22 protein-coding genes, 1 tRNA gene and 1 riboswitch are annotated in these 20,819 nt (G+C 54.7%); of the genes, 15 read left to right on the forward strand and 8 right to left on the reverse strand.

Annotated elements, in window-relative coordinates; genetic code table 11:
- The first annotated feature begins 95 nt into the window (after nucleotides 1-95).
- Nucleotides 96-1,367, forward strand: coding sequence for a D-arabinono-1,4-lactone oxidase (locus tag ABWV33_RS20110; protein ID WP_353333349.1), 1,272 nt, complete (start codon nucleotides 96-98; stop codon nucleotides 1,365-1,367).
- Complete coding sequence (locus ABWV33_RS20115; protein WP_353333351.1) at nucleotides 1,364-2,485, forward strand: alanine racemase; 1,122 nt, start codon at nucleotides 1,364-1,366, stop codon at nucleotides 2,483-2,485. The genes ABWV33_RS20110 and ABWV33_RS20115 overlap by 4 nt, the downstream gene beginning before the upstream one ends.
- On the opposite strand, the gene ABWV33_RS20120 is transcribed toward ABWV33_RS20115, so the two are convergent.
- A complete protein-coding gene (locus ABWV33_RS20120; RefSeq protein ID WP_353333353.1) occupies nucleotides 2,482-3,234 on the reverse strand; it encodes a hypothetical protein in 753 nt (250 codons plus the stop codon). The genes ABWV33_RS20115 and ABWV33_RS20120 overlap by 4 nt on opposite strands.
- Nucleotides 3,231-4,286: a GSCFA domain-containing protein gene (locus ABWV33_RS20125; RefSeq protein WP_353333355.1), complete on the reverse strand. Its 1,056-nt coding sequence runs from the start codon at nucleotides 4,284-4,286 to the stop codon at nucleotides 3,231-3,233. The genes ABWV33_RS20120 and ABWV33_RS20125 overlap by 4 nt, the downstream gene beginning before the upstream one ends.
- Nucleotides 4,287-4,589: 303 nt before the next feature.
- Between ABWV33_RS20125 and ABWV33_RS20130 the strand changes: the two genes are divergently transcribed.
- From ABWV33_RS20130 to ABWV33_RS20145, 4 genes are all read left to right on the forward strand, one after another.
- Nucleotides 4,590-5,603, forward strand: coding sequence for an Ldh family oxidoreductase (locus tag ABWV33_RS20130; protein ID WP_353333357.1), 1,014 nt, complete (start codon nucleotides 4,590-4,592; stop codon nucleotides 5,601-5,603).
- 140 nt (nucleotides 5,604-5,743) lie between these two features.
- A riboswitch (TPP riboswitch) is annotated at nucleotides 5,744-5,842 on the forward strand.
- A 37-nt stretch (nucleotides 5,843-5,879) separates the two neighbouring features.
- Nucleotides 5,880-6,860, forward strand: coding sequence for a thiamine ABC transporter substrate-binding protein (locus ABWV33_RS20135; protein ID WP_353333359.1), 981 nt, complete (start codon nucleotides 5,880-5,882; stop codon nucleotides 6,858-6,860).
- Nucleotides 6,836-8,344: a thiamine/thiamine pyrophosphate ABC transporter permease ThiP gene (locus ABWV33_RS20140; RefSeq protein ID WP_353333361.1), complete on the forward strand. Its 1,509-nt coding sequence runs from the start codon at nucleotides 6,836-6,838 to the stop codon at nucleotides 8,342-8,344. The genes ABWV33_RS20135 and ABWV33_RS20140 overlap by 25 nt, the downstream gene beginning before the upstream one ends.
- Complete coding sequence (locus tag ABWV33_RS20145) at nucleotides 8,331-9,032, forward strand: thiamine ABC transporter ATP-binding protein (RefSeq protein ID WP_353333363.1); 702 nt, start codon at nucleotides 8,331-8,333, stop codon at nucleotides 9,030-9,032. Before ABWV33_RS20140 ends, ABWV33_RS20145 begins: the two co-directional genes overlap by 14 nt.
- Before the next feature lie 113 nt (nucleotides 9,033-9,145).
- On the opposite strand, the gene ABWV33_RS20150 is transcribed toward ABWV33_RS20145, so the two are convergent.
- Both ABWV33_RS20150 and ABWV33_RS20155 read right to left on the reverse strand, forming a co-directional pair.
- A tRNA-Ala gene (locus ABWV33_RS20150) sits at nucleotides 9,146-9,221 on the reverse strand.
- A 171-nt stretch (nucleotides 9,222-9,392) separates the two neighbouring features.
- Entirely contained in the window at nucleotides 9,393-9,722 is a 330-nt protein-coding gene (locus ABWV33_RS20155; protein WP_113825564.1) for a TIGR02300 family protein, read from the reverse strand.
- Between the two features lie 101 nt (nucleotides 9,723-9,823).
- On the opposite strand from ABWV33_RS20155, the gene ABWV33_RS20160 reads away from it, so the two are divergent.
- The 6 genes from ABWV33_RS20160 to ABWV33_RS20185 all read left to right on the forward strand — a co-directional run bounded on the left by ABWV33_RS20160 (nucleotide 9,824) and on the right by ABWV33_RS20185 (nucleotide 15,066).
- A complete protein-coding gene (locus ABWV33_RS20160; protein ID WP_353333365.1) occupies nucleotides 9,824-10,507 on the forward strand; it encodes a M48 family metallopeptidase in 684 nt (227 codons plus the stop codon).
- A 42-nt stretch (nucleotides 10,508-10,549) separates the two neighbouring features.
- Nucleotides 10,550-11,197, forward strand: a complete 648-nt coding sequence (locus ABWV33_RS20165; protein ID WP_113825566.1) for a GntR family transcriptional regulator — start codon at nucleotides 10,550-10,552, stop codon at nucleotides 11,195-11,197.
- A gap of 119 nt (nucleotides 11,198-11,316) precedes the next feature.
- A complete protein-coding gene (locus tag ABWV33_RS20170) occupies nucleotides 11,317-12,330 on the forward strand; it encodes an ABC transporter substrate-binding protein (protein ID WP_353333367.1) in 1,014 nt (337 codons plus the stop codon).
- Nucleotides 12,331-12,337: 7 nt separating this feature from the next.
- A complete protein-coding gene (locus ABWV33_RS20175; protein WP_353333369.1) occupies nucleotides 12,338-13,105 on the forward strand; it encodes an ABC transporter ATP-binding protein in 768 nt (255 codons plus the stop codon).
- Nucleotides 13,098-13,886, forward strand: a complete 789-nt coding sequence (locus tag ABWV33_RS20180) for an ABC transporter permease (RefSeq protein ID WP_164621864.1) — start codon at nucleotides 13,098-13,100, stop codon at nucleotides 13,884-13,886. Before ABWV33_RS20175 ends, ABWV33_RS20180 begins: the two co-directional genes overlap by 8 nt.
- 43 nt (nucleotides 13,887-13,929) lie before the next feature.
- Nucleotides 13,930-15,066, forward strand: coding sequence for a lytic murein transglycosylase (locus tag ABWV33_RS20185; RefSeq protein WP_113825570.1), 1,137 nt, complete (start codon nucleotides 13,930-13,932; stop codon nucleotides 15,064-15,066).
- Between the two features lie 47 nt (nucleotides 15,067-15,113).
- On the opposite strand, the gene ABWV33_RS20190 is transcribed toward ABWV33_RS20185, so the two are convergent.
- A complete protein-coding gene (locus ABWV33_RS20190) occupies nucleotides 15,114-16,076 on the reverse strand; it encodes an acetyl-CoA carboxylase carboxyltransferase subunit alpha (protein ID WP_353333372.1) in 963 nt (320 codons plus the stop codon).
- Between the two features lie 125 nt (nucleotides 16,077-16,201).
- Here ABWV33_RS20190 and ABWV33_RS20195 point away from each other — a divergent pair, with 125 nt between their 5' ends.
- Nucleotides 16,202-17,035, forward strand: a complete 834-nt coding sequence (locus tag ABWV33_RS20195) for an AraC family transcriptional regulator (protein WP_353333374.1) — start codon at nucleotides 16,202-16,204, stop codon at nucleotides 17,033-17,035.
- Nucleotides 17,036-17,049: 14 nt separating this feature from the next.
- Here the strand turns inward: ABWV33_RS20195 and ABWV33_RS20200 are convergent, their stop codons facing one another.
- The gene (locus tag ABWV33_RS20200) at nucleotides 17,050-17,646 is read right to left on the reverse strand and encodes a LysE family translocator (RefSeq protein ID WP_353333376.1); all 597 of its coding nucleotides are present in this window, start codon (nucleotides 17,644-17,646) and stop codon (nucleotides 17,050-17,052) included.
- A gap of 73 nt (nucleotides 17,647-17,719) precedes the next feature.
- Here ABWV33_RS20200 and ABWV33_RS20205 point away from each other — a divergent pair, with 73 nt between their 5' ends.
- Together ABWV33_RS20205 and ABWV33_RS20210 are read left to right on the forward strand one after the other, a co-directional pair.
- The gene (locus tag ABWV33_RS20205) at nucleotides 17,720-18,172 is read left to right on the forward strand and encodes an Lrp/AsnC family transcriptional regulator (protein ID WP_353333378.1); all 453 of its coding nucleotides are present in this window, start codon (nucleotides 17,720-17,722) and stop codon (nucleotides 18,170-18,172) included.
- A 120-nt stretch (nucleotides 18,173-18,292) separates the two neighbouring features.
- The gene (locus ABWV33_RS20210) at nucleotides 18,293-18,874 is read left to right on the forward strand and encodes a PA14 domain-containing protein (RefSeq protein WP_353333380.1); all 582 of its coding nucleotides are present in this window, start codon (nucleotides 18,293-18,295) and stop codon (nucleotides 18,872-18,874) included.
- Between the two features lie 34 nt (nucleotides 18,875-18,908).
- Here ABWV33_RS20210 and ABWV33_RS20215 read toward each other — a convergent pair whose 3' ends face one another.
- Together ABWV33_RS20215 and ABWV33_RS20220 are read right to left on the reverse strand one after the other, a co-directional pair.
- Nucleotides 18,909-19,532, reverse strand: a complete 624-nt coding sequence (locus ABWV33_RS20215; RefSeq protein ID WP_353333382.1) for a hypothetical protein — start codon at nucleotides 19,530-19,532, stop codon at nucleotides 18,909-18,911.
- A 66-nt stretch (nucleotides 19,533-19,598) separates the two neighbouring features.
- Nucleotides 19,599-20,558 carry an L-malyl-CoA/beta-methylmalyl-CoA lyase gene (locus tag ABWV33_RS20220; protein ID WP_353333384.1) on the reverse strand — a complete coding sequence of 320 codons (960 nt, stop codon included), beginning with the start codon at nucleotides 20,556-20,558 and terminating at the stop codon, nucleotides 19,599-19,601.
- Nucleotides 20,559-20,819 lie beyond the last annotated feature (261 nt).

The following is a 20,819-nucleotide window of genomic DNA, read 5'->3' on the forward strand; positions in this document are numbered from 1 at the left end:
TTCTCCCATTTATCCAATTCTTGTTCCTGTCGCGACGTCGCGCTTGTAAGGGACTGATGTCTTTGCCACTCTTTCCTAACTTGGAGGCAAGATGCATGTGGCAAAATTGGGCTGGAAACCAACAATCGTCTCTGACAGCAAGTGTACCTAGAACTCTTGATGAATTGCGACGTGATTTGCAGAGCGGCAACGTCTTGCGGGCCGTGGGATCGGGCCATTCCTTTACACCCTTGATCGCCGGAGCGGATGGCATTCTGGATATGAGTGGTTTGGATGAGAGGGTTGTTTTGCAGCCGTTTGAATCCTCTGCTTGGGTCAATATGAATGTTTCGCTTCGACAGTTGTCACCAGCGCTCGGGGAACATGGCCTGGCGTTTCGGAATCTGGGAGACATAAACACGCAAACTCTAGCGGGGGCGGTTTCGACGGCGACACACGGGACAGGGGCGACGTTGCCTTGCCTGTCTGCAGAGTTGCTTGCGGCCCGTTTCATGACTGTTGCGGGCGATGTTGTTGAGACGGGCTCACATGAAACGCCGGGCCTTTTGGAAGCCGTGCAAGTCTCGCTTGGAACGATTGGTCTTTTGCTAGAGGCCCATGTCTCTCTTGTTCCAAAATACAATCTGCACAGGCAAGTCAGGCTTGCATCGGTGACGGACACATTGAACGGCATGATGCAGCATTGGGAGGACAATCGAAACTTTGAATTCTTCTACATACCACACACGGGCAAAGCCGTTGAGATTCGTCATAATTTAACTGATCTGACAGAAACCAAACCCCCTATAGATTTGGACAACTTAGCTGTCAAAGCATTGCGTCTTGCGCGTTCACTGGGGCGATTGCATCCTTCGCTACGTTCCCTGCTGCTTAAGCTACTGACACTGGCGCAATCGGACGAAGACTATGTCGGTGAAAGTTGGAAGGTTTTGTGTAGTCAACGTGATGTTCGCTTTATTGAGATGGAATACCATCTTCCCATTGAAGTCGCGCAAGACGCGCTGAACGAAGTCATCTCGAGGACCGAGGCCAAGTATCCAGACATCTTTTTCCCAATTGAGATCCGCCGTTCTGCAGGGGACAGGGCATATCTGTCTCCTTTTCAAGGCGAGGGTCGCATCTCGATCGCTATTCACTCTGTCCCAGAGGAGCCGCAAGAGGCCTTTTTTGAGGACATAGAAACGATCTTCAAAGCCGCTGGGGGACGTCCACACTGGGGAAAGCTGCATTCGCTGACTCAAAATGATCTGGTAGATCTTTACCCAGATTTTGAGAAATTTGCATACATTCGTCAGACGTTTGATCCAACCGGCAGGTTGCTATCTCCTGCTGTGGCGCGACTCTTGGATGGAACGGCGGGCGCATGACACACGATCCGTTTCTAAGCCAGCTTTCAGAGGGTCTTAAATCCCAAGGAGTCGATGCTGCAACGGTTGTTGTGGATCTGGATAGACTTGATGCCAATATCGAAGCCATTCAGAGACATGCCGACCCTGCATTAAACTGGCGTTTGGTGGCAAAATCGCTGCCTTGCTTTCCATTGCTCCAGTACGTGCAGCGGGCTTTGCCCATCAACAGCTATATGACGTTTTCCGAACCGATGATGGCTGCATTGCTAAGTGCGGATGTTGAGGCGGACCATTTGGTGGGCCGCCCTTTTTTGGTGTCAGCAGCACGGCGTATCCTGTCGGACTTTATCGCGGACGCACCTCGCATTCAGTGGTTGGTGGACAGTGAAACGCGTGTGGCGGAGTATTCCGCCCTTGCGCAAGAGTTCGGTGTGCGTTTGCGTCTTTCGTTCGAGGTGGATGTCGGGCTCCATCGGGGTGGTTTTGATCCTGCGTCTGTGCACGAAGCTATGGAGCAGGCGCGGTCGCTACCGGGTTTAGAGGTGAGTGGCGTGATGTGTTATGAGGCGCATCTCCCCAAACTGCCGTCGGTACTGAAAGCACGTGCTTCAGCGGCTTGTGATTCCAGAATTACCCGTGCCTCGTCGTTTGTTAGGGATGGGTGCGTTAACGCAGGCGGGAGTTTGACCTTTGACCGGTATCGTGCGGGTGGGGACGTCAACGATATCTCGTTCGGTTCGATTTTAGTGCAACCAACAGACTTTATGTCGAAAAATCGCGATGATTTTAAACCCGCGTTGTTCATCGCAACACCGGTGCTGAAAGTTATGCACAAAAATCCGATTCCGGGTTTAGAGTTTTTACCCGACAGGTGGTCTAAGACTTTCGATCTTGCGATCCAGGGCGGGTATTACAAAGCACGCCCGGTATTCCCGCCTCAGGCAACCTATTCCAAGATATTTGGTCGCTCCTCTAACCAAGAGGTATGGTCCTGCCCCTCTGGATGGGATGTGGTGGCGGGCGACATTGCCCTATTACACCCCAGTCAAAGCGAAGCCGTCTTGTCGCAATTCGGCACTGTCACCACTGTTCGCGAGGGACAAATCGTGGATGTTTGGCCGTGTCTACCGGGCTAAAGGGGCGATTGGGGAACAAGCAGGTCAGACAGGGTTTCCAAAGCATAACCCGCATTCATATGTGTGAAGTCGGACGCCTCAGGCTTTGTAGAAAGATCATTCGCCCTGGCGAATTGAGCAAGAGATAAAAATGGGGCTGCAATCATCCGGGACGGGACCGGAGCATAGTTAAGATTTGATTGCTTCAACTCTTCGGACACAATCGTGTTGAACAGTGCCATCAGGCGATCCGCGTCAGGTTGCTGAGCTGTGCCCGCAATATCTGGTATATTCTGTACAGATTGCTGCGCGGGAAATGGCATTTGAACGATCACAAATCGGCTGTCGGGGTTGTAGAACTGTTGCAATTTCTTGCGGTAAGCCGTGGTTCGCAGTTGCATAGCCTTGGTCAAAGCCGCAAGCGATATGGATTTCGAATGGCCTGCCGTTGTGAGGTCGAGAACATCATGTGTTGCTAAGATGGAATAGTATGAAGGCAGGTAGAAACCATGCGACGCAAGTAAGACACGATCAAACGCGCTTAGGTCTAATTCCACCGGACCTTTTATATCAATCATACCACCGGATTGCGCATCTTCTTGGGATCGCACCCGCAACGGGTCAGAATGACCTAGGGATTTGGCGTGAAAGTCCGCATTGTTGACGCCGTATAGGGTCACGACCGCATCAGGAAACTTGCTTTTGATCAGCGGCAGCGCAGCTTTGTAGGCGGCAATGTGAGAGTTTCCCAAAATCGCGATACGGGTCATTTTCGGAATGTCTCCAGCAGGATCTCTTCGCATTGGACATCTTCGGAAGATTTCTGCTGTTCTGGCACTGCTTTTGATTGAACTAAAGGTGGGTCTGCCCCTTCGTAGGCCAGGGAAAATACCCCGAAAACAGTATCTACCCCCTCGGATGAGGGGTCCCTTAGATTGCGGGCAAAGAACGGCCCTCCTACAACCGGTGTTGTGATGATTTCGTACGAGGGGAAATAGTCAAAATCAGGGTCGCTGTCTTGTAGGGTACCACAGACAGCACGCAGTACGGATTTTGAGTATGTAGAAGCAGGCCCGACATGATGTCCGGACGCCGTGGCCACCAGTGGAACCGGAGAAACCGTGAGCAAGATTTGAATGTCCAAGTTCTGATGCTTTAGGATGCTCTGGGTTTGTTTTAGATCTTCCAGAATTTCGGGGTAAGAAAAGTTGTGAAAGGTCGCCGGGTTGGTCTCTATGGTGCCAGCTATGGTTCCGGGTGCCGTCGGCAATGCGCGGCCTGTGGCATTGTCCAGCCATGCCTCGGTCAACCCGAGAGTGAACACCATGACCTTGGTTTGGTTGAGTAATCCTCGTACCGACTGCAGGTGATCCTGACGGCTACGTTTGACATCGGATGCGAATTTCAAACCATCTGGTTCGACTGCTGGTCGCAAGGCATCAAAAAAACGACCTTCACGTTCCCAAATCAAAGGCTCAGAAGGGGTTTCTGCAAAGGCATCCGCGATTAACTCTCTGAGCTGTCGCGCAGTATAGATATTCCCGTATCGTGCGGAAAACTGATCATAGCCGTATTGTTGGCGCACTGACTTAGGGATTTGATCTGGTAAGCGCTCAACTTGCAGTACATTCCAACCAGACTTGGTTAAGCGCCGATGGATATGTTGTGCAAAGCAACTGCCGGCCGTCATGATAGCCGTGTCTGGCGACAGGTCAAATTTAGGTTTGTGCAAGTGATCCAAAGTTTCTGGTCGTTGTTCGACAACGGCGCTGCGCCAGAAACCGTGAGCGGGAATGTCTTGATATGGGGACAATCGAGCCATGGATCTGAAATACCTCGTTGGGTGACTGCTGGAAACGGGTGTCTGGGGGAACTGAACCACAGCTGGGGACTGCGGTGCGAGGTAAATCTGTTCGAGGTCTGAATTGAAGACAGGGCTTTGGTGCGAAAGCTACACTTTGTGCTGAATTTCCAGATCAGTTGCTGCGCGAGATCTAATAAAAGCCACAGACTTAGATGGCTGAGCCAAGAGGCCTAAAAATGTGGTCCTAAACCTTAAGGAACAAGATTGACTTTGAAGCGCTTGGATTGCCTGTTGCTTAGGCAGATAAAAGGGATCCGAACGATGGCTGACATTTCAACAAAAACCCTCTCGCTGGATGAGATCCGGAATTTGGCCAAGACGGTTCTGGTTTCGGCTGGGATGGATGGTGTGGGCAGTGACATCTTGGCGGATCTTGTTATGCAATCTGAACGGGATGGGCCGCGTAGTCATGGGTTGGCTATGTTGCCGCGCTATGTGCAGAGCTTTCAATCGGGATATGCCAACGGTGCTGCAAAGCCCAAAATCGAACGTCTGGCCGCTGGGGTGCTGCGCGGGGATGGGGACAATGGATTTTTTCAGATCGCATCAGAGCTGGCCCGTCCTCAACTGATTGAAATGGCCCGCGACGCGGGGATTGCGGGGTTCACCTGCGCCAATACGCATCATCTCGCGGCTTTGCGGTTTGAAACCGAAGCCTTGGCGCGCCAAGGGCTTATTGCGATTTGCGTGGTAAATTCATTGGCCTTGATAGTCCCGCATGGGGGGAAGACACCTGTTTTTGGTACAAACCCAATGTCCTTTGCCTGTCCACGTGAGGGGGCTGAACCGATTGTCTGGGATCAGGCGTCATCCGTTGTTGCGTTAATGGACATTAAATTGGCAGCCGCTGAAGGGCATGATTTACCTTATCCGGGGGGCTTGGATCGAGCAGGAAACGTGACAACGGATGCCTCAGAAATCAATGAAACGCTGAGTTTGTTGCCCTTTGCCGAACATAAAGGCACCGGAATCGCATTGATGGTCGAGATTCTGGCAGCCGCTCTGGCGGGGGGGTGTTTGTCCGTTGAAACCGAGGAAAAACAAGCGTTTGGAGCGCTGAATATCAAGCCAGGTGTCACACTCATTGCGATTGACCCCGCCAAATGGGGCAACCCCAGTTTTCTGGCGCAGGTATCCCAAATCGTTGGACAGATTGATGCGGAACCGGGCGCACGCGTGCCAGGTGATGGGCGTCTGAAGATGCGAGCCAAGGCGCAATCCGAAGGGGTGGCCGTTAACCTGGCGCTTCTGGAAGAACTCGAGCGCAGCGACTAAGACCGACAATCAAGAATGCGGCGGAACGCACTCCTTTCAAACTGAACAGAATCGAGAGTTCTGAACGAAGTTTTGCAATCTGTGCCTCGGCTGTTTTGGGGTGGAACCCCCTTGTTTTAAGCGTTTACGTGAATTATAGCGGCAGAACCTCGGGGTGCCTGCTTGGCTGAGATGCGTCTTGTGAACCCGTTGAACCTGAACCGGCTAGAACCGGCGGAGGGAAGGTCTGCATCGCGTTCGGTGCGCCAACTCCGCCCACAACCTATGGAGATCGCCATGAAGGCCCTTCCTTTTGTTGCGGGTCTGATGCTTGCCAGCGCGGCAGCGGCAGAGACACCCGTCCTGACAGTTTATGCACCTGACTATTTTGCCTCTGAGTGGGGCCCTGGTCCCGGCATCGAGGCTGCGTTTGAAGAACGCTGTGGCTGCGATCTGGAATACAAAACCGGCGAGTTGTTGCCGCGTTTGTTGTTAGAGGGCGCCAATACCGAAGCGGACGTCGCCATTGGTTTTAACTCGGACATCACCAAAAAGGCCCGTGAAAGCGGACTATTCGCCCCACACGGCTTGGACACTTCGGCTTTGACTTTGCCGATTGAGTGGAACGATGACACCTTTGTGCCGTTCAACTACAGCCACACCGCATTCATCTATGACAACACCAAGATCACAGATGCTCCGACCAGTTTTGATGCTCTGCTGAATGCACCCGACGATTTGCGCCTGGTGCTTCAGGATCCACGCAGCTCGATCTCGGGCTTGGCGTTGGTTCTGTGGGTGCAGCAAGTGTATGGCGAGAAATCGGAAGAGGCATGGGCCAAATTGGCACCCAAGATCGTCACAGTGACCAAAGGCTGGTCGGAAAGCTATGGCATGTTCACCGATGGTGAGGCGGACATGGTGCTTAGCTATACGACTTCTCCAGCGTACCACATCATCGCAGAAGAGGACCTGACCAAATCGGCAGCGATCTTTGATGAAGGTCACTATTTCATGGTGGAATCTGCGGCAAAATTGAAAAATTCGGATCAATCCGATCTGGCGGACCAGTTCATGGCGTTCATTCTGAGCGAAGAGTTCCAGACCATGATCCCTACGTCAAACTGGTCTTTCCCAGCGGCTTTGGCCGACGACAAATGGCCCGAAGGGTTCAAAGCGCTGCCAGTGCCGGAAAAGGTTCTGTTCTATAGCGAAGACGAAGCCGCAGCAGTTCGCAATGAGGCGATCGAGGCATGGCGTCGCGCGCTGTCTCAGTAAGCGCGGCACTGGTTGTTGCGGGGATGGTTCTGATCCCCGTTACGGCTGTGCTCTGGCGTGGGGGCGGATTCGGGGGACTTGGTCCTGCTGATTGGGCCGCCCTGCGCTTTACGCTTTGGCAGGCGGCTTTGTCTGCGTTGCTAAGCGTGGTTCTCGCTATTCCGGTTGCGCGTGCGCTGGCGCGTCGCGCTTTTCCCGGACGCAGTGCCCTGATTGCGCTGATGGGTGCACCCTTTATTCTGCCTGTGATCGTTGCCATCCTTGGTCTGTTGTCGGTGTTCGGTGGCAAGGGAGTGATCAATCAACTGATTGTGCCACTGGGTCTGACCCGCTTGGATATCTACGGATATCATGGGGTGATACTGGCGCACGTCTTTTTCAATCTGCCTCTTGCTGTGCGGCTTTTGCTGCAAGGGTGGTTGTCGATACCCGCAGAACGGTTTCGTCTTGCGGCGACCCTGAATGCCCCAGTTTGGCAGGTGTTAGAATGGCCCATGCTGCGCAGGCTATGCCCTGGTGCGTTTGTGGTGATCTTTGTGATTTGCCTTGGGTCGTTTGCGGTGGCTCTGACCCTTGGGGGCGGGCCACGTGCGACCACTGTCGAGCTGGCTATTTATCAAGCGTTCCGATTTGATTTTGATCTTAGTAAGGCCGCAACGCTTGCCATGATGCAGCTGCTCCTTGGGCTGGCTGCCGGACTGGTTGCCTTGCGGCTTGCCCCGCGTGACGGGTTCGGCGCGGGGTTGGATCGGCAGGTGGCCCGTTGGGATGGCATATCCCGCTCGGCAAAGGTCGCAGACACGGGTTGGATTACTCTGGCTGCTGGCTTTTTGTTGCTGCCGTTGGCCTCCGTCGCTTGGGCCGGGGTTCCTGGGTTATTTACATTGCCGCCCGAGGTTTGGCTTGCCGCTGGTCGGTCAGTTCTGTTGGCACTTGGCGCGACGGCGTTAACGTTGACCTTGGCGCTACCGTTGCTGTCCCGAGCAGGAGAGGCGGCCGCATTGTTGGGCGTCTCTGTGTCGGGGCTGGTATTGGGCACAGGCTTCTTTTTGTTGCTGCAACCGTTTGTGCGCCCGGCGAGCGTGGCCTTGGTCGTGACGATGTTGGTCAATGCGCTGATGGCGTTGCCGTTTGTTCTGCGCATCCTCAGACCGGGGTTGGACGGGGCTAAAGCTGATTTTGCGCGCCTCAGCGCCTCTCTGGGGCTGTCTGGCTGGGCGCTGTGGCGTATTGTGTATCTACCGCGTCTCAGACGCCCCTTGGGGTTTGCAGCTGGCCTGACGGCGGCGCTTTCCATGGGTGATCTTGGTGTTATCACACTGTTTGCCGATGGCGACACCGCCACACTGCCTTTGCAGATCTATAGGTTGATGGGAAGCTATCAGATGGAGTCCGCAAGAGGGGCTGCTTTGCTGCTGTTGGCCCTGAGCCTTGGGGCATTTTGGCTGTTTGATAAAGGAGGGCGGGTGAATGCTGACACTTGACCAGATCACGTTGGCACAAGGCCCCTTTTCTTTGGCGGCGGATGTGTCTTTTAATGACCCTATAACGGCATTGATCGGGCCATCGGGGGCTGGCAAATCCACCCTGTTAAACCTGATCGCAGGGTTCGTCGCGCCGTCGCAGGGATGTGTTTTGTGGAACGGGCGCGATATTTCAAAACTGCCCCCATCACAACGCCCCGTGAGCATGCTGTTTCAGGACAATAACCTGTTCCCACACTTGACGGTGTGGGAAAATCTGGCGCTGGCGTTGACGCACCGGCGGCCAAATGCCAAGCAAAGCGCGCAGATGAAACAGGCTTTGTCGCGTGTTGGTTTGGTTGGATACGAAACGCGCAAACCCGGCGCTTTGTCTGGGGGCCAACAGAGCCGGGTGGCCTTGGCGCGGGTCTTGTTGCAAGCGCGTCCTTTGATGCTGTTGGATGAGCCTTTTGCAGCCCTTGGTCCTGCCTTGAAACAAGAAATGTTGGACTTGGTTGCCGAGATTAGCGCCGAAACGGGAATGCATGTGGTGATGGTCAGTCATGACCCCCAAGACGCCGCACGTATCGCGACTGGGACCGCTGTTGTGGACGAGGGGCGAGTGAGCGCCCCGATGCCCACACGGGCGCTGTTGGAGAACCCACCCGCCGGGCTAAAGGCATATTTGGGCGCGACACAGGCGCCCTGACGGGGAGGGCGGACAGGCCTATGCTATTGCAGAAACTCCAACACCCGAATGCTTTGGGCAATCGTGTTCGTAGATCACAAACACATATCAAATTCATAAGAGAGGAAGTGGTTTGGTGGAGCCTAGGGGAGTCGAACCCCTGACCTCTTGCATGCCATGCAAGCGCTCTCCCAACTGAGCTAAGGCCCCTAAACCAGAGTACCGCGTCTGCGGTGAGCGGACATTTATGAAACGCCGCGCTGGATGGCAAGCCAAAAAGTTTGTTCAAATGAAAAATCTTTTTGGGCATCCATTCCCTTACAAATCTCTTTGCAAGGCAGTGGTTCCGAGAGCAGTTTTCAGGCCGCTCTCGGAGCAATCTTAGGAATCGTCATCTTCCGATGCGACGTCAGCAATTTCTTCCAAAGGAACGGTATCGCTGTCATCATCGTCGTCCAGAACATCATCGCCCAGATCGACGTCAACGGTGTCATCGTCATCATCCAGCACGACGTCATCTTCGTCGATGTTCTGTTTTGCTTTCAGCGTTGCGGCATCCTCTGCGTCAGCAGCGATCATCCGGCTCTTGCCGAGATTCATTTCCACGATCTCGCCGGTATAGGGGCTGACGATCGGGTCTTTGTTCAGGTCGTAAAAACGCTTGCCGGTGGTGGGGCAAACGCGCTTTACACCCCATTCTTCCTTGGGCATGTGAAACCCCCTTGATATCTGGTGAGTCGTATCGACGATTCAGGTCACGTGCCATATGACGTGGGAACTGTCAAAGCCTTTAGCGTACAGGAGCCGTAAAGATGGGGCAATACGACCTACCAGGGCAACCTTCGGTGCCTTTGACGCTGCGACGTTCCGCGCGCGCGTTACGGATCAGTTTGCGTGTGTCGCAGCTGGATGGGCGCGTAACCCTGACCGTGCCCAAAGGAGTCTCTGAAAGCGAAGCCCTGAAATTTGCGCATGAGAAAGCGGATTGGATCAGATCGCATTTGCAGAATCAGGTTAGCAGCTTTGTTGTGGCACTTGGGAGCGAGATTCCGATTGAGGGGCATCTGCGCCATGTTGTTCCGGCGCAGGGGCGGCGGGTTGTTTTAGATGTGGACGAGGTTGCCGTTCCCGAAGATGCCGTTGCGCGCCGTCTCGAACGGTTCCTGAAAGAGCGCGCCAGAGATCGTCTTGTAGATGCAGCGGATCATTACGCTGATGTGTTAGGCAAATCGTACACCAAGGTCACTCTGCGCGATACCAGATCCCGGTGGGGGTCCTGTTCATCGCAGGGTGCGCTGATGTTTTCCTGGCGGTTGATCCTCGCACCGCCAGGGGTGTTGCAGTATGTGGCCGCGCATGAGGTCGCGCATCTGGCCGAAATGAACCATTCTGAGAAATTTTGGGCACAGGTTGAGCGGATCCACGGCCCGTATTCTGGTCCAAGACGCTGGTTACGAAGTCAGGGCAGTACGTTGCATCAGTACAGGTTCGAATAAAGGGTCTGTTGACGGCTTCCCTTTTTGTGATCACAAGGAAGTATGCTCAATTCTCGCTCAGCAGATCAAACCACAGCAGCCCATGATCGGGTGTATCGCACTCTTCGAACTCGGATCATGCATGGTGAAATTGCACCGGGTGCCGCGCTAACGTTACGTGGGATTGGTAAAGAATTTGACGTCTCGATGACCCCTGCGCGCGAAGCCGTGCGCCGTTTGGTTGCCGAAGGGGCGCTGTTTCTATCCTCGTCCGGGCGGGTTTCGACGCCAGAGTTGTCCAATGACCGGATCGAAGAACTGGCTGCTTTGCGCGCGTTGCTTGAGGTCGAACTATCCAGCCGGGCTTTGCCACGGGCCCATATGGCCTTGATCGACAGGTTGCAAACGATCAACATGAACGTGGCTGAAATGGTGACTAAGCGGGACGCAGTGGGATACATTCGTACAAATCTTGAGTTCCATCGTACACTTTACCTGAGGGCCCAAGCCCCGGCGATGCTGGCCATGGCGGAAACGGTTTGGTTGCAATTGGGCCCGACCATGCGTGCCCTTTACGGGCGCTTGCGCCGGACGGAACCGCCGCATTACCACAAGTTGATTATCGCCGCGCTCAAGGCCGGTGATGAGCCGGGGCTGCGGCTGGCAGTGCGCTCGGATGTGACGCAGGGTTTGCGGTTGTTGGTAAGCTAGGGGATCGAAGCCCTGAGACCGCACAAAGCGGGGGCGAACGCTTAAACGCCAATTCCGGCATTGCGTCGGGAAAAAACAAAGTCTTAATGTGATACGGAAATTTGACGGGGAGAGATATCATGAACACCTTTACACGACGCGGCGCGTTGGGACTGGTTGGCGGCGCAGCAGCATTACCGATGTTGGGCTCACCTGCATTGGCCAATGAAAAGATGACTGTTGGCGCATTGCGGTTTACCAGCCACGCCGCATCCTTTGTGGCGTTTGAGCGCGGGTATTTCGCAGCCGAAGGGTTGGATGTTGAATTCAAGTTTTTCCAAGCCGCCCAACCGATGGCTGTTGCGATCGCATCGGGTGATGCAGATTATGCAGTCACCGCGATATCGGGCGGGCTGGTCAGCTTGGCCGAAAAGGGTGCCACTAAAGTAATCGGCGGTGCGCTGAGCGAAGAGAAAGGCATTGATGGCCAAAAAATTCTCGCCTCAAACGCTGCTTTTGAAGCAGGCCTGACAAGCCCAGCGGCCTTGGCGGGGAAAAACTATGCCGTCACGCAGGTTGGGTCGTCGTTCCATTACATGGGCTCAAAGATTGCCGAAGCCGAAGGCGTCGCAGTCAAGTACAAGCCGCTGCAAAAAGTGGGTGCGATTATCGGCGCGTTGAAATCCGGGCAAGTGGATGCTTGGTCGATTGTCCCCCATATTGCTAAAGGTTTGGCAGGGGCTGGTGCGGTTCAGATCATCGGTAATGTTGCGGACTACATCCCGAACTATCAGGTCACCACAGTCTTTACCTCGGCGGCCAATGCCGCCAACGAACGAGCCAAAACCGAAGCTTTCCTGCGGGCCTTTTCCAAAGGTGCCGATGATTTCAATGCGGCACTGGTGGACAAAACAGCCGGGGATGACGGTGCGACCGAGATGGTTAAGCTGATCCACAAATACGTTTATGCAGACAGGCCATACGAAAAGGCCGAGAAATCCATTCGCAATGGCGCGATGCGGATCAACAAGAATGCTGGCCTCAACATGGAGTCGGTCCAAGATCAGCTGGGCTGGATGAAGTCAGAGGGTTTGATCAAGGACAGCATTACCAGCGATGTTCTGGTCGATCCATCTTATGCGCCGGTGATCTAGGTCACCTATGGACCTGTCTCTTAACAAAATCACGCACCGGTATGGCGACATGCTGGTGCTGGATGATATTTCTTTGCATATTCCTGACGGAGAGATCCTGTGCGTGATCGGGCCGTCAGGATGTGGAAAATCGACCCTATTGCGGATGATCGGTGGGTTGGAACGCCCGGATCAGGGCCAGGTCACGCAGGTTGGCGAGGTGCCCCAAGGGTGCCTCAACCCGCTGACGTTTGTCTTTCAGGATTTCGCATTGTTGCCATGGCGGACCGTCGCGGGAAATATCTCGCTGGTGCTCGAAGATCATGGGCTCAAGGGCAGTGAAATTGACCGTATCATAACTGATGTACTGGCGCGGACAAAGCTGAGCGACTTTCGCGATGCTTTGCCACGGCAACTGTCAGGCGGGATGAAACAGCGGGTTGCCATCGCGCGGGCTTTAGCGGTGAACCCGGCGGTAATGTTGTTGGATGAACCCTTGTCGGCATTAGATGCGCAAACGCGCGAATTGCTGATGGATGACTTGGTTGGGCTATGGGTGCGCCAGCCTTTTACTGGAGTCTACGTTACCCACAATTTGGCCGAGGCTGTGCGGTTGGGGCATCGGATCGCGGTTCTGTCTCGTCGTCCGGGTTGCATTCGAGAGGTCATTGAAATTGATCGCCCACTTACAGAACGCCGCACCGGAGATCCCCAACTGGAGGCCTTGCAAAAACGCCTATGGGATCTGATGCGCGAGGAGGCCTTGGCCGCAGATCAGGAGCTGTTGAATGTCTGAGCAACTGGTCCGGTTTCGAGGAGGCGGATTCAGACCCGAGGCCAAGCGTGGCGCGGGGCTGGTGGTGTTCGTGGTGTTGTTGCTCGTAATTGAGTGGGGCACGCGGGCTGGGTGGATATCTAACCTGACGTTGCCGCGGCCGTCTGATGTGGGGGCGACACTGGCTGGCTTAGCTCAGTCTGGGATGTTGTGGACCCATTTGGTTCCGTCGCTGACCCGGCTTGTTGTCGGTGCAGCGCTAGGAATAAGCGTTGGTATAGGCGTTGGGGTCATGATCGGCCTGTTTTCATACGTGCGCGCAGGATTGGTTCCGTTAGTCGCTGCTATGTTCCCGATCCCCAAAATTGCATTGCTACCTTTATTCGTGATCTGGTTTGGGATCGATGAAGGGTCGAAATATGCCCTGATCGCGCTTGGCACCTTTACGCCGACGGTTGTGTCAACCTATGGCGCTGTGGACAATGTGGATCGTGGATTGATCCGTATGGGGCAGAGCTTTAACCTCAGCTGGTGGTCGATCGTACGAAAGATTGTGCTGCCTGGGGCATTGCCTGGTATCTTGTCTGGTCTTCGTGTGTCGCTGGCAATCGGTATCATCTTGCTGGTCGCTGCCGAGATGTTGGGCGCTGAATACGGGATCGGTGCATACATTCTGCAGGCGGGGTCACTGTATGATCTTGAGCGGTTGTTTGCCGGTGTCGTGGTTTTGTCAGCCTTGGGCGTGCTGATCAGCTGGATCGTAGGGCAAATGGAGAAACGTCTTCTGGTTTGGCGCGGCTGATCGCGGTATCCTACCTGCAAAACAATGAGCAGGTGATTTCGTTATGATTGACAGACGTGGATTTTCAGTCGGGCTAAGTGCATTGATGTTGTCGGCCTGTGGCGGAGGCAGCGCCCCCGTATCAGCGCCCAAGCCGCGCGTGCAGGCCGTACCCAATTCCGGGTGGGATACTTGGGTTGCAGGGTTCAAAACACGTGCCGTTGGGCAGGGGATTTCACAATCCACAATTGATCGCGCCTTTCGCGGGGCTGGATACCTGCCGATTGTGATCAAGCGGGACGGCAACCAGACCGAGTTCAAACGCACGCTCGAAGACTATCTTGCGATTGCCGCGTCGGATGAACGGATCGCGACGGGCAAACAGATGTTGCAGAAATACGGTTCTTTGTTGTCGCGGATCGAAGCTGAGTATGGTGTTCCAAAGCAGATCGTTCTGGCCATTTGGGGTTTGGAAAGCCGTTATGGCGCGCGACGCGGCGATATTCCGGTGATTTCTGCCCTTTCGACACTTGCGTATGACGGGCGGCGCGGCGTGTTTTTTGAGAAACAGCTCATTGCGGCGCTGAAGATCTTACAAAACGGGGATACCACACCGGCCAATATGACTGGCAGTTGGGCCGGGGCGATGGGGCACACCCAGTTTATTCCGACTTCGTATCTTGCTTATGCAGTCGATTTCACGGGCGATGGACGGCGTGATATCTGGTCTGATGATCCAACGGATGCATTGGCGTCGGCAGCCGCATATTTGAAGCGGTCCGGCTGGGTGCGAGGACAAACATGGGGCGGCGAGGTCGGGTCGGCCGCAGCAAGCTCTGCAACGCCTGTTTCGGTTCTTCAACCACAGGTGCCAGGACCAAAGTTTGCTGTGTTCCGTAATTTCCAGGTGATTAAGCGGTACAATAACTCAGACAGCTATGCGCTGGGCGTCGGGCATTTGGCGGATCGTATCGCAGGTGGCGGGCCGCTCAAAACGCCCTTTGGCCCCGACAAAAATGGCCTGACGCTGAATGATCGCAAGGAATTGCAAGAGCGGCTGACCAAAGCAGGGTTTGATACCGGTGGAGCAGACGGTGTTATTGGCCCCAAGTCCATCGGTGCAATCAGCGGGTATGAGCGCAGCCAAGGTTTGCCTGTAACCGGCACGCCATCACAAGCTTTGTTACAGCGCTTGCGGTGATGTAGAGGTTTGGAGAGCGGGGCGTGAAGACACGCCCCGTTTTCGTATTAGGCCGTCAGACCCTTGGTGCCGAGATCCAGGAATTTCTGACGCCGGTCATTGATTAGACTTTTGGCATCGAGATCTTTCAGGTCATCCAGCATTTCTGCGAACGCTTTGCCAACTGATGCAATGGTTGCCTCAGTGTCCCGGTGGGCGCCGCCCTTGGGTTCTGGGATAACACGATCTACGACGCCCAGTTTGTGAACATCTTGGGCCGTCAGGCGCAGTGCTTCGGCGGCTTCGCGCATTTTTCCTGAATCTTTCCACAGGATCGAAGCGCAGCCTTCGGGAGAGATCACGGAATAAACCGAATGTTCCAGCATTGCGATCCGGTTGGAGGATGCAAAAGCCACAGCGCCACCAGATCCGCCTTCACCAATGATCACCGACACGACTGGGACGCCAATCTGCAGAGACATTTCTGTGGACCGGGCAATTGCTTCGGATTGACCGCGCTCTTCGGCCCCTTTGCCAGCATAGGCGCCAGTGGTGTCCACAATGGTGAGAACGGGAAGGCCAAAACGGCCGGCCATTTCCATCAGGCGTACGCCTTTGCGATACCCTTCGGGGCGCGCCATGCCGAAATTATGGCGGATGCGCGACTTTGTATCGCTACCTTTTTCATGACCAATCACCATGACAGGTTCACCGTTGAACCTCGCCAAACCGCCCATGACGGCCAGATCGTCAGCGAAGTTCCGATCCCCGGCGAGCGGGGTGTATTCGGTGAACAACGCCTTGATGTAATCTTTGCAATGCGGGCGCTCTGGGTGACGGGCTACTTGGCATTTGCGCCATGGGGTCAGATCTTTGTAGAGATCGTCCAGCAGAGTTGCTGCCTTGGCATCAAGAGCGGCGGCTTCATCAGCCACATCCATCTCTTCGTTGGCCCGCGCGAGTGCGCGCAGCTCTTCTGCCTTGCCTTCAATCTCGGCCAGCGGTTTTTCGAAATCCAGATACTGAGTCATGACGCCTCTCAAAGCGGTGTTTGGGGGTTATATGACCTCAGGTTGCGCCAGATGCAACTCAGCAAGATTTGTGCATTGTGATCATGCCATCTCTGAAGGTGTGAAATTGACAGGGTTAAGGACCGATGACGACCAATTACGAAGACCGTCTTTTGCGTGTGCTGAGTTACATTCACGACAACCCGGCTGGGGATTTATCACTGGATCGGCTTGCGGATGAGGCGGCGATGTCCCGATTCCATTGGCACCGGGTGTTTCGGGCGATGACAGGGGAAACCTGCGCCCAAACAGTGCGGCGCATGCGTTTGAACCGTGCTGCGGTGTGGTTGGTTCAAACGGATTGGCCACTGGACCAAGTCGCCCTTAAATGTGGGTATCCAAATGTTGGCAGTTTTTCCCGCGCCTTTGGCGAAGGGTATGGCCAACGCCCTGATCCGTTTCGCAAAGCTGGGCGTCTGCGTGCGCCTCTACTCAAACCTGATCAAGAGAGTTTTCCGATGCACCCGATTGAAGTTAGAGTTGAACCCAAACGAAGCCTTGCCGTGCTGCGCCACAAGGGGCCGTATTATGAAATTGGCCAGAGTTTTGAAAAATTCGGCGCTATGTGCCAATCTCGCGGGTTGTGGCCCCAAGTGGGGAATGTGATCGGAGTGTATCTTGATAACCCAGAAGTGACCCCCGAAGCCGATTTGACCAGTTTCGCTGGCGCAGAATGGCGTGGCGAACAGATTCCCGAAGGAATGGACCTGTTCGAGATCGAAGGGGGGCGGACCGCCGTTATGACCTACAAAGGCCCCTATGCTGGTATCGCGGCCGCCTATGGAACTTTGTTTGGTCAGTGGCTACCCGCGTCGGGGGAGGAGCCAGCAGACAGGCCATGTTACGAAATCAGTCTGAACAACCCTCGTGACACGGCACCTGATGAATTGATCACTGAGCTCTGCTTGCCGTTGGCCTAAGGTGTGTTTCTGATCTATTTCGGCCAGAGAATGGGATAGAGAGACAGGACTAAAAGTGTTGCCATGGTCCAATTGAACAGAACCATGCGGCGCGGGTTCGTGAGGATCCGCGCCATTTGCTGCCCCAGTACCGTCCAAACGCTGACTGAGGGCAAATTCACAGCACCAAACACCAAGGCAACAAGCAAAATGCCTGAATAGCTTTGGTTTGGCGCATAAGCCGAGATAGCTGTCAGCGCCATCGTCCAGGCCTTTGGGTTCACCCATTGGAACGCTGCCGCCTGCAAAAAGGTCATCGGGGTGCCTGTGGCATCCTGTTCGTGAACGGGGGCTGCGTTGGCAATTTTCCAGGCCAGATACAGCAAGTAGACCACAGATGCGGTTTTTAGTGCGGTGTAGGTGATGGGGAAGGCGTTGAAAATCTGGATAAGCCCGGCACCTACCACCAGCGCCATGAAAGTGAAGCCCAGCCCGATTCCCAACATATGCGGAACGGTCCGGCGAAAGCCGAAATTAGCGCCCGAAGCCATAAGCATCAGGTTATTCGGCCCCGGCGTGATCGAGGACACAAAGGCGAAAGTTATGAGGGCGGGTAAGGTGCTTAGTATCATGATGTTATTAATCGTTGTCTGAGTACCAAATGAAATTGCATTTTTTTGCAAAATAGATATTTTCCTGCAACATATGGCGAAGATGGATGGAATAAACCGCCGGATATTGCGCGAGTTAACCCGTGATGGCCGGATCAGCAATTTGGACCTTGCCGAACGGGTGGGTCTGTCCCCCTCGGCCTGTTTGCGTCGGGTTCAGGAATTAGAACGCCACGGAGTGATCAGTGGCTATCGGGCTGTGTTGGACCCCGTCGCAAACGGGGTTGGATTTGTAGCCTATCTTGGGGTTGGGCTAGGGGAACACAGCAAGGCGGCGCAGGAGGGGTTTGAACGGGCATTGCAGCAATCTTCGGAGGTTGTGGAGTGTCACAACACCACGGGGACCATCGAATATCTGTTGCGGGTCGAATGTGCGGATCTGCAAAGTTATAAGATTTTTCACACCGAAGTGTTGGGGACATTGCCGCATGTCAACTCGATCACCTCGTACGTTGTGCTGGGCTCGCCAAAGGATTTGCGGGCGTAACAGGGAAAAAGTGAACGTCTTGACCCTTGTAGCATAGAGTTTTGCTGCCTAAGCTTGTCGCGATTTCGTCGCAAAAGATTGGCACAAGCCGACAGTGACGCCAAAAACAGGGAGATAAAGATGAAAGCCATCTGGACTGGAGCGCTTGTCGGTTTGTCGTTGTTGTGTGCAACGGCGGTGGCGGCTGCACCGTTGAAATTGAAACCGGCCAGCCCGCAACCTTCGAGCCCCAAAGCGGGCCTGTCGGTTAAATATGCTTGGGGCGGTGAGCCGCCTGCCAAAATTCAATCGCTTGATTCAGCCAAGCAGATGTTGTCTGGCACCAAGCGAGGTAAGCCGTTGCGCGGGCTTGATTATCGGGAAACGGATAAGGGTCAGCCTGTGTTGACCTATCCAAAGCCCTATAATGTGGTTGCGGACATTCGCGGGTATATCCGGTTTGATCAAGCTGGGGTTTATCAGATCGAAACCTGGTCGAACGATGGCATTGATGCCCGGATTAGCGGACAGTCTGTCGGCTATTTTACGGGGCGCCAAGGGTGTGACGCCAACCAACGGATTGAGGTCGAAGTGCCCAAAGCAGGCTGGTATGATCTGAAAATGATCTATTTCCAAAAATATGGTGGCTCTTGTCTGATGATGAAGGTTGGCAAAAAAGGGTCCAAGCTAAGATGGGCGCCGAACAACATTTTTGGTCACTAACTGATGTGAAAGACGGGGCCGCGAGGCCCCGCTTTTATTTGAGCGGCAGGCCTAGCCCCGCGCGCAGGGCCAGTTCCGGCGAAGATAGAACCCGAACATTGGCTGTTGTGTGTTGCGCCGCAGCGGCCATTGATGCTTGAGCCAGTACCACACAGGTTACAGTGGGGTGCTGCTCAACCGCTGCGTCTATCCGCTGGGCAATCTGCTGTGCAAACTGATCCGTTTGACCCGAAGCAAAAAGCGGCCACAGGTCCGTCAGGGGCAGCGGCTGGATTGCTGCGGGTTTGTCCGCCGCTGTGAAGGCTTGGGTCAACAAAGCGCGGGACGGCTCTAACGTGCTATCCAAACAATAGGCCATCAGGACGGGCCCGCCGGTGCTTGCCGCCAAATCCATCATTGGCTGATCAATGCGCAAAGCACCGGCCAATGCGGCTTCTTCCCCAATGGTCGTGCAGCTGCAAAGCGCGTTGGGGGATTGTGCGATAAGGTGCTGAATTTCGGCGGACAACGTTGCATCTATTCCGCCTTGCGCGCGCTCTAACCAATCAGGGCGCACCACATGTGTGAGTTGCACCCCCGGAGCGATGCGGGCAGCGATTCTAGTGAATGTGGTGCGATGCACGGATGCGGTGTGAAACAAAGTCAGATCATCAGTCATGAGATACCTATAACGCAAAAGGGGCGCCCGAAGGACGCCCCTTTATTTTGAAATGAGTCAGGGGCGTCAGCCTGCAGCGATCAGTTCAGATTGCGCAACGATGACTTCGGCCTGTTTGATGGAGGCGATGTCGACCAGGCGACCTTTGTAAACAGTTGCACCTTCGCCGTTGGCTTTGGCAGTTTCCATCGCTGCAAGGATTTCGCGCGCTTCGGCTACGGCCTCTTCGGAAGGGGTGAAAACTGTGTTTGCCAGCGCGATCTGCGTGGGGTGGATGGCCCATTTGCCGACCATGCCCAATGTCGCAGAGCGCTTGGCTTGTGCGATGTAGCCTTCGTCATCAGAGAAGTCGCCAAAAGGACCATCAACGGGCAGAACGCCGTGAGTCCGGCACGCTGCCACGATTGCAGCTTGAGCCCAATGCCATGGGTCGGACCAGTGCTTTTCACCGTCGCGCAGCATGTAGTAGTTTTCCTGCGTGCCGCCGATGCCGGTGGTTTGCATACCCATTGAGGCTGCAAAGTCAGCCGCACCCAAGCTCATGGCCTGCATGCGGGGCGATGATGCTGCGATTTCTTCGACATGCGCCAACCCGGCTGCGGATTCGATGATGACTTCGAACGAGATCGGCTTGGTGCGGCCTTTGGCGCGCTCAATTGCGGTGACAAGCGCGTCAACGGCATAGACATCCGCGGCACAGCCAACTTTTGGGATCATGATCTGGTCAATGCGGTCACCCGCCTGCTCAAGAACATCAACAACGTCGCGGTACCAGTAAGGGGTATCCAGTCCGTTGATCCGGACAGACATGTATTTATTGCCCCAGTCGATGGTGTTTAGCGCCTCGATGATATTGGCGCGCGCGCTGTCTTTATCCGAAGGTGCGACAGAGTCCTCAAGATCAAGGTTGATCACATCCGCTGCAGAAGCTGCCATTTTCGGGAACAGTTTTGTGTTCGATCCTGGGCCAAACAATTGGCAGCGGTTGGGACGGGCCGGGGCGGCGGGCTGGATACGAAAGCTCATGCGGGCACCTTTCAAGGGTAATGAAATTGCGATTTTCCTAGGGAATGAGGTATTAAATTACGCGCGCCAGCGCAAGGTGGATTTGCACATGCAGCATTGCCGGTGCAGCATTTTCGGCAAGTCCACCTGTTCACGCAAAGAACCACGAACTTGAGGGGAATGCCGGGAAATATTTGCGTCAAGTTACCAATTTTCAGTGATTTCTTGTGTCGCGCGATGATTCTTGAGCTGAAAATGAGAAACGCTCGTCTTGATGCTGCA

The sequence above is a fragment of the Phaeobacter sp. NW0010-22 genome, from assembly GCF_040365955.1.
Classification (GTDB): Bacteria; Pseudomonadota; Alphaproteobacteria; order Rhodobacterales; family Rhodobacteraceae; genus OMPR01.

Excerpts from the sequence above, each read along its gene's own strand:
- ABWV33_RS20190 (WP_353333372.1), bottom strand. The coding sequence starts at position 16,076 with ATGACTCAGTATCTGGATTTCGAAAAACCGCTGGCCGAGATTGAAGGC.
- ABWV33_RS20155 (WP_113825564.1), bottom strand. The coding sequence starts at position 9,722 with ATGCCCAAGGAAGAATGGGGTGTAAAGCGCGTTTGCCCCACCACCGGC.
- ABWV33_RS20210 (WP_353333380.1), top strand. The coding sequence starts at position 18,293 with ATGAAAGCCATCTGGACTGGAGCGCTTGTCGGTTTGTCGTTGTTGTGT.
- ABWV33_RS20195 (WP_353333374.1), top strand. The coding sequence starts at position 16,202 with ATGACGACCAATTACGAAGACCGTCTTTTGCGTGTGCTGAGTTACATT.
- ABWV33_RS20130 (WP_353333357.1), top strand. The coding sequence starts at position 4,590 with ATGGCTGACATTTCAACAAAAACCCTCTCGCTGGATGAGATCCGGAAT.
- ABWV33_RS20145 (WP_353333363.1), top strand. The coding sequence starts at position 8,331 with ATGCTGACACTTGACCAGATCACGTTGGCACAAGGCCCCTTTTCTTTG.
- ABWV33_RS20115 (WP_353333351.1), top strand. The coding sequence starts at position 1,364 with ATGACACACGATCCGTTTCTAAGCCAGCTTTCAGAGGGTCTTAAATCC.
- ABWV33_RS20205 (WP_353333378.1), top strand. The coding sequence starts at position 17,720 with ATGGCGAAGATGGATGGAATAAACCGCCGGATATTGCGCGAGTTAACC.
- ABWV33_RS20185 (WP_113825570.1), top strand. The coding sequence starts at position 13,930 with ATGATTGACAGACGTGGATTTTCAGTCGGGCTAAGTGCATTGATGTTG.
- ABWV33_RS20170 (WP_353333367.1), top strand. The coding sequence starts at position 11,317 with ATGAACACCTTTACACGACGCGGCGCGTTGGGACTGGTTGGCGGCGCA.
- ABWV33_RS20140 (WP_353333361.1), top strand. The coding sequence starts at position 6,836 with ATGGCGTCGCGCGCTGTCTCAGTAAGCGCGGCACTGGTTGTTGCGGGG.
- ABWV33_RS20125 (WP_353333355.1), bottom strand. The coding sequence starts at position 4,286 with ATGGCTCGATTGTCCCCATATCAAGACATTCCCGCTCACGGTTTCTGG.
- ABWV33_RS20165 (WP_113825566.1), top strand. The coding sequence starts at position 10,550 with ATGCTCAATTCTCGCTCAGCAGATCAAACCACAGCAGCCCATGATCGG.
- ABWV33_RS20220 (WP_353333384.1), bottom strand. The coding sequence starts at position 20,558 with ATGAGCTTTCGTATCCAGCCCGCCGCCCCGGCCCGTCCCAACCGCTGC.
- ABWV33_RS20175 (WP_353333369.1), top strand. The coding sequence starts at position 12,338 with ATGGACCTGTCTCTTAACAAAATCACGCACCGGTATGGCGACATGCTG.
- ABWV33_RS20110 (WP_353333349.1), top strand. The coding sequence starts at position 96 with ATGTGGCAAAATTGGGCTGGAAACCAACAATCGTCTCTGACAGCAAGT.
- ABWV33_RS20120 (WP_353333353.1), bottom strand. The coding sequence starts at position 3,234 with ATGACCCGTATCGCGATTTTGGGAAACTCTCACATTGCCGCCTACAAA.
- ABWV33_RS20135 (WP_353333359.1), top strand. The coding sequence starts at position 5,880 with ATGAAGGCCCTTCCTTTTGTTGCGGGTCTGATGCTTGCCAGCGCGGCA.
- ABWV33_RS20180 (WP_164621864.1), top strand. The coding sequence starts at position 13,098 with ATGTCTGAGCAACTGGTCCGGTTTCGAGGAGGCGGATTCAGACCCGAG.
- ABWV33_RS20215 (WP_353333382.1), bottom strand. The coding sequence starts at position 19,532 with ATGACTGATGATCTGACTTTGTTTCACACCGCATCCGTGCATCGCACC.
- ABWV33_RS20200 (WP_353333376.1), bottom strand. The coding sequence starts at position 17,646 with ATGATACTAAGCACCTTACCCGCCCTCATAACTTTCGCCTTTGTGTCC.
- ABWV33_RS20160 (WP_353333365.1), top strand. The coding sequence starts at position 9,824 with ATGGGGCAATACGACCTACCAGGGCAACCTTCGGTGCCTTTGACGCTG.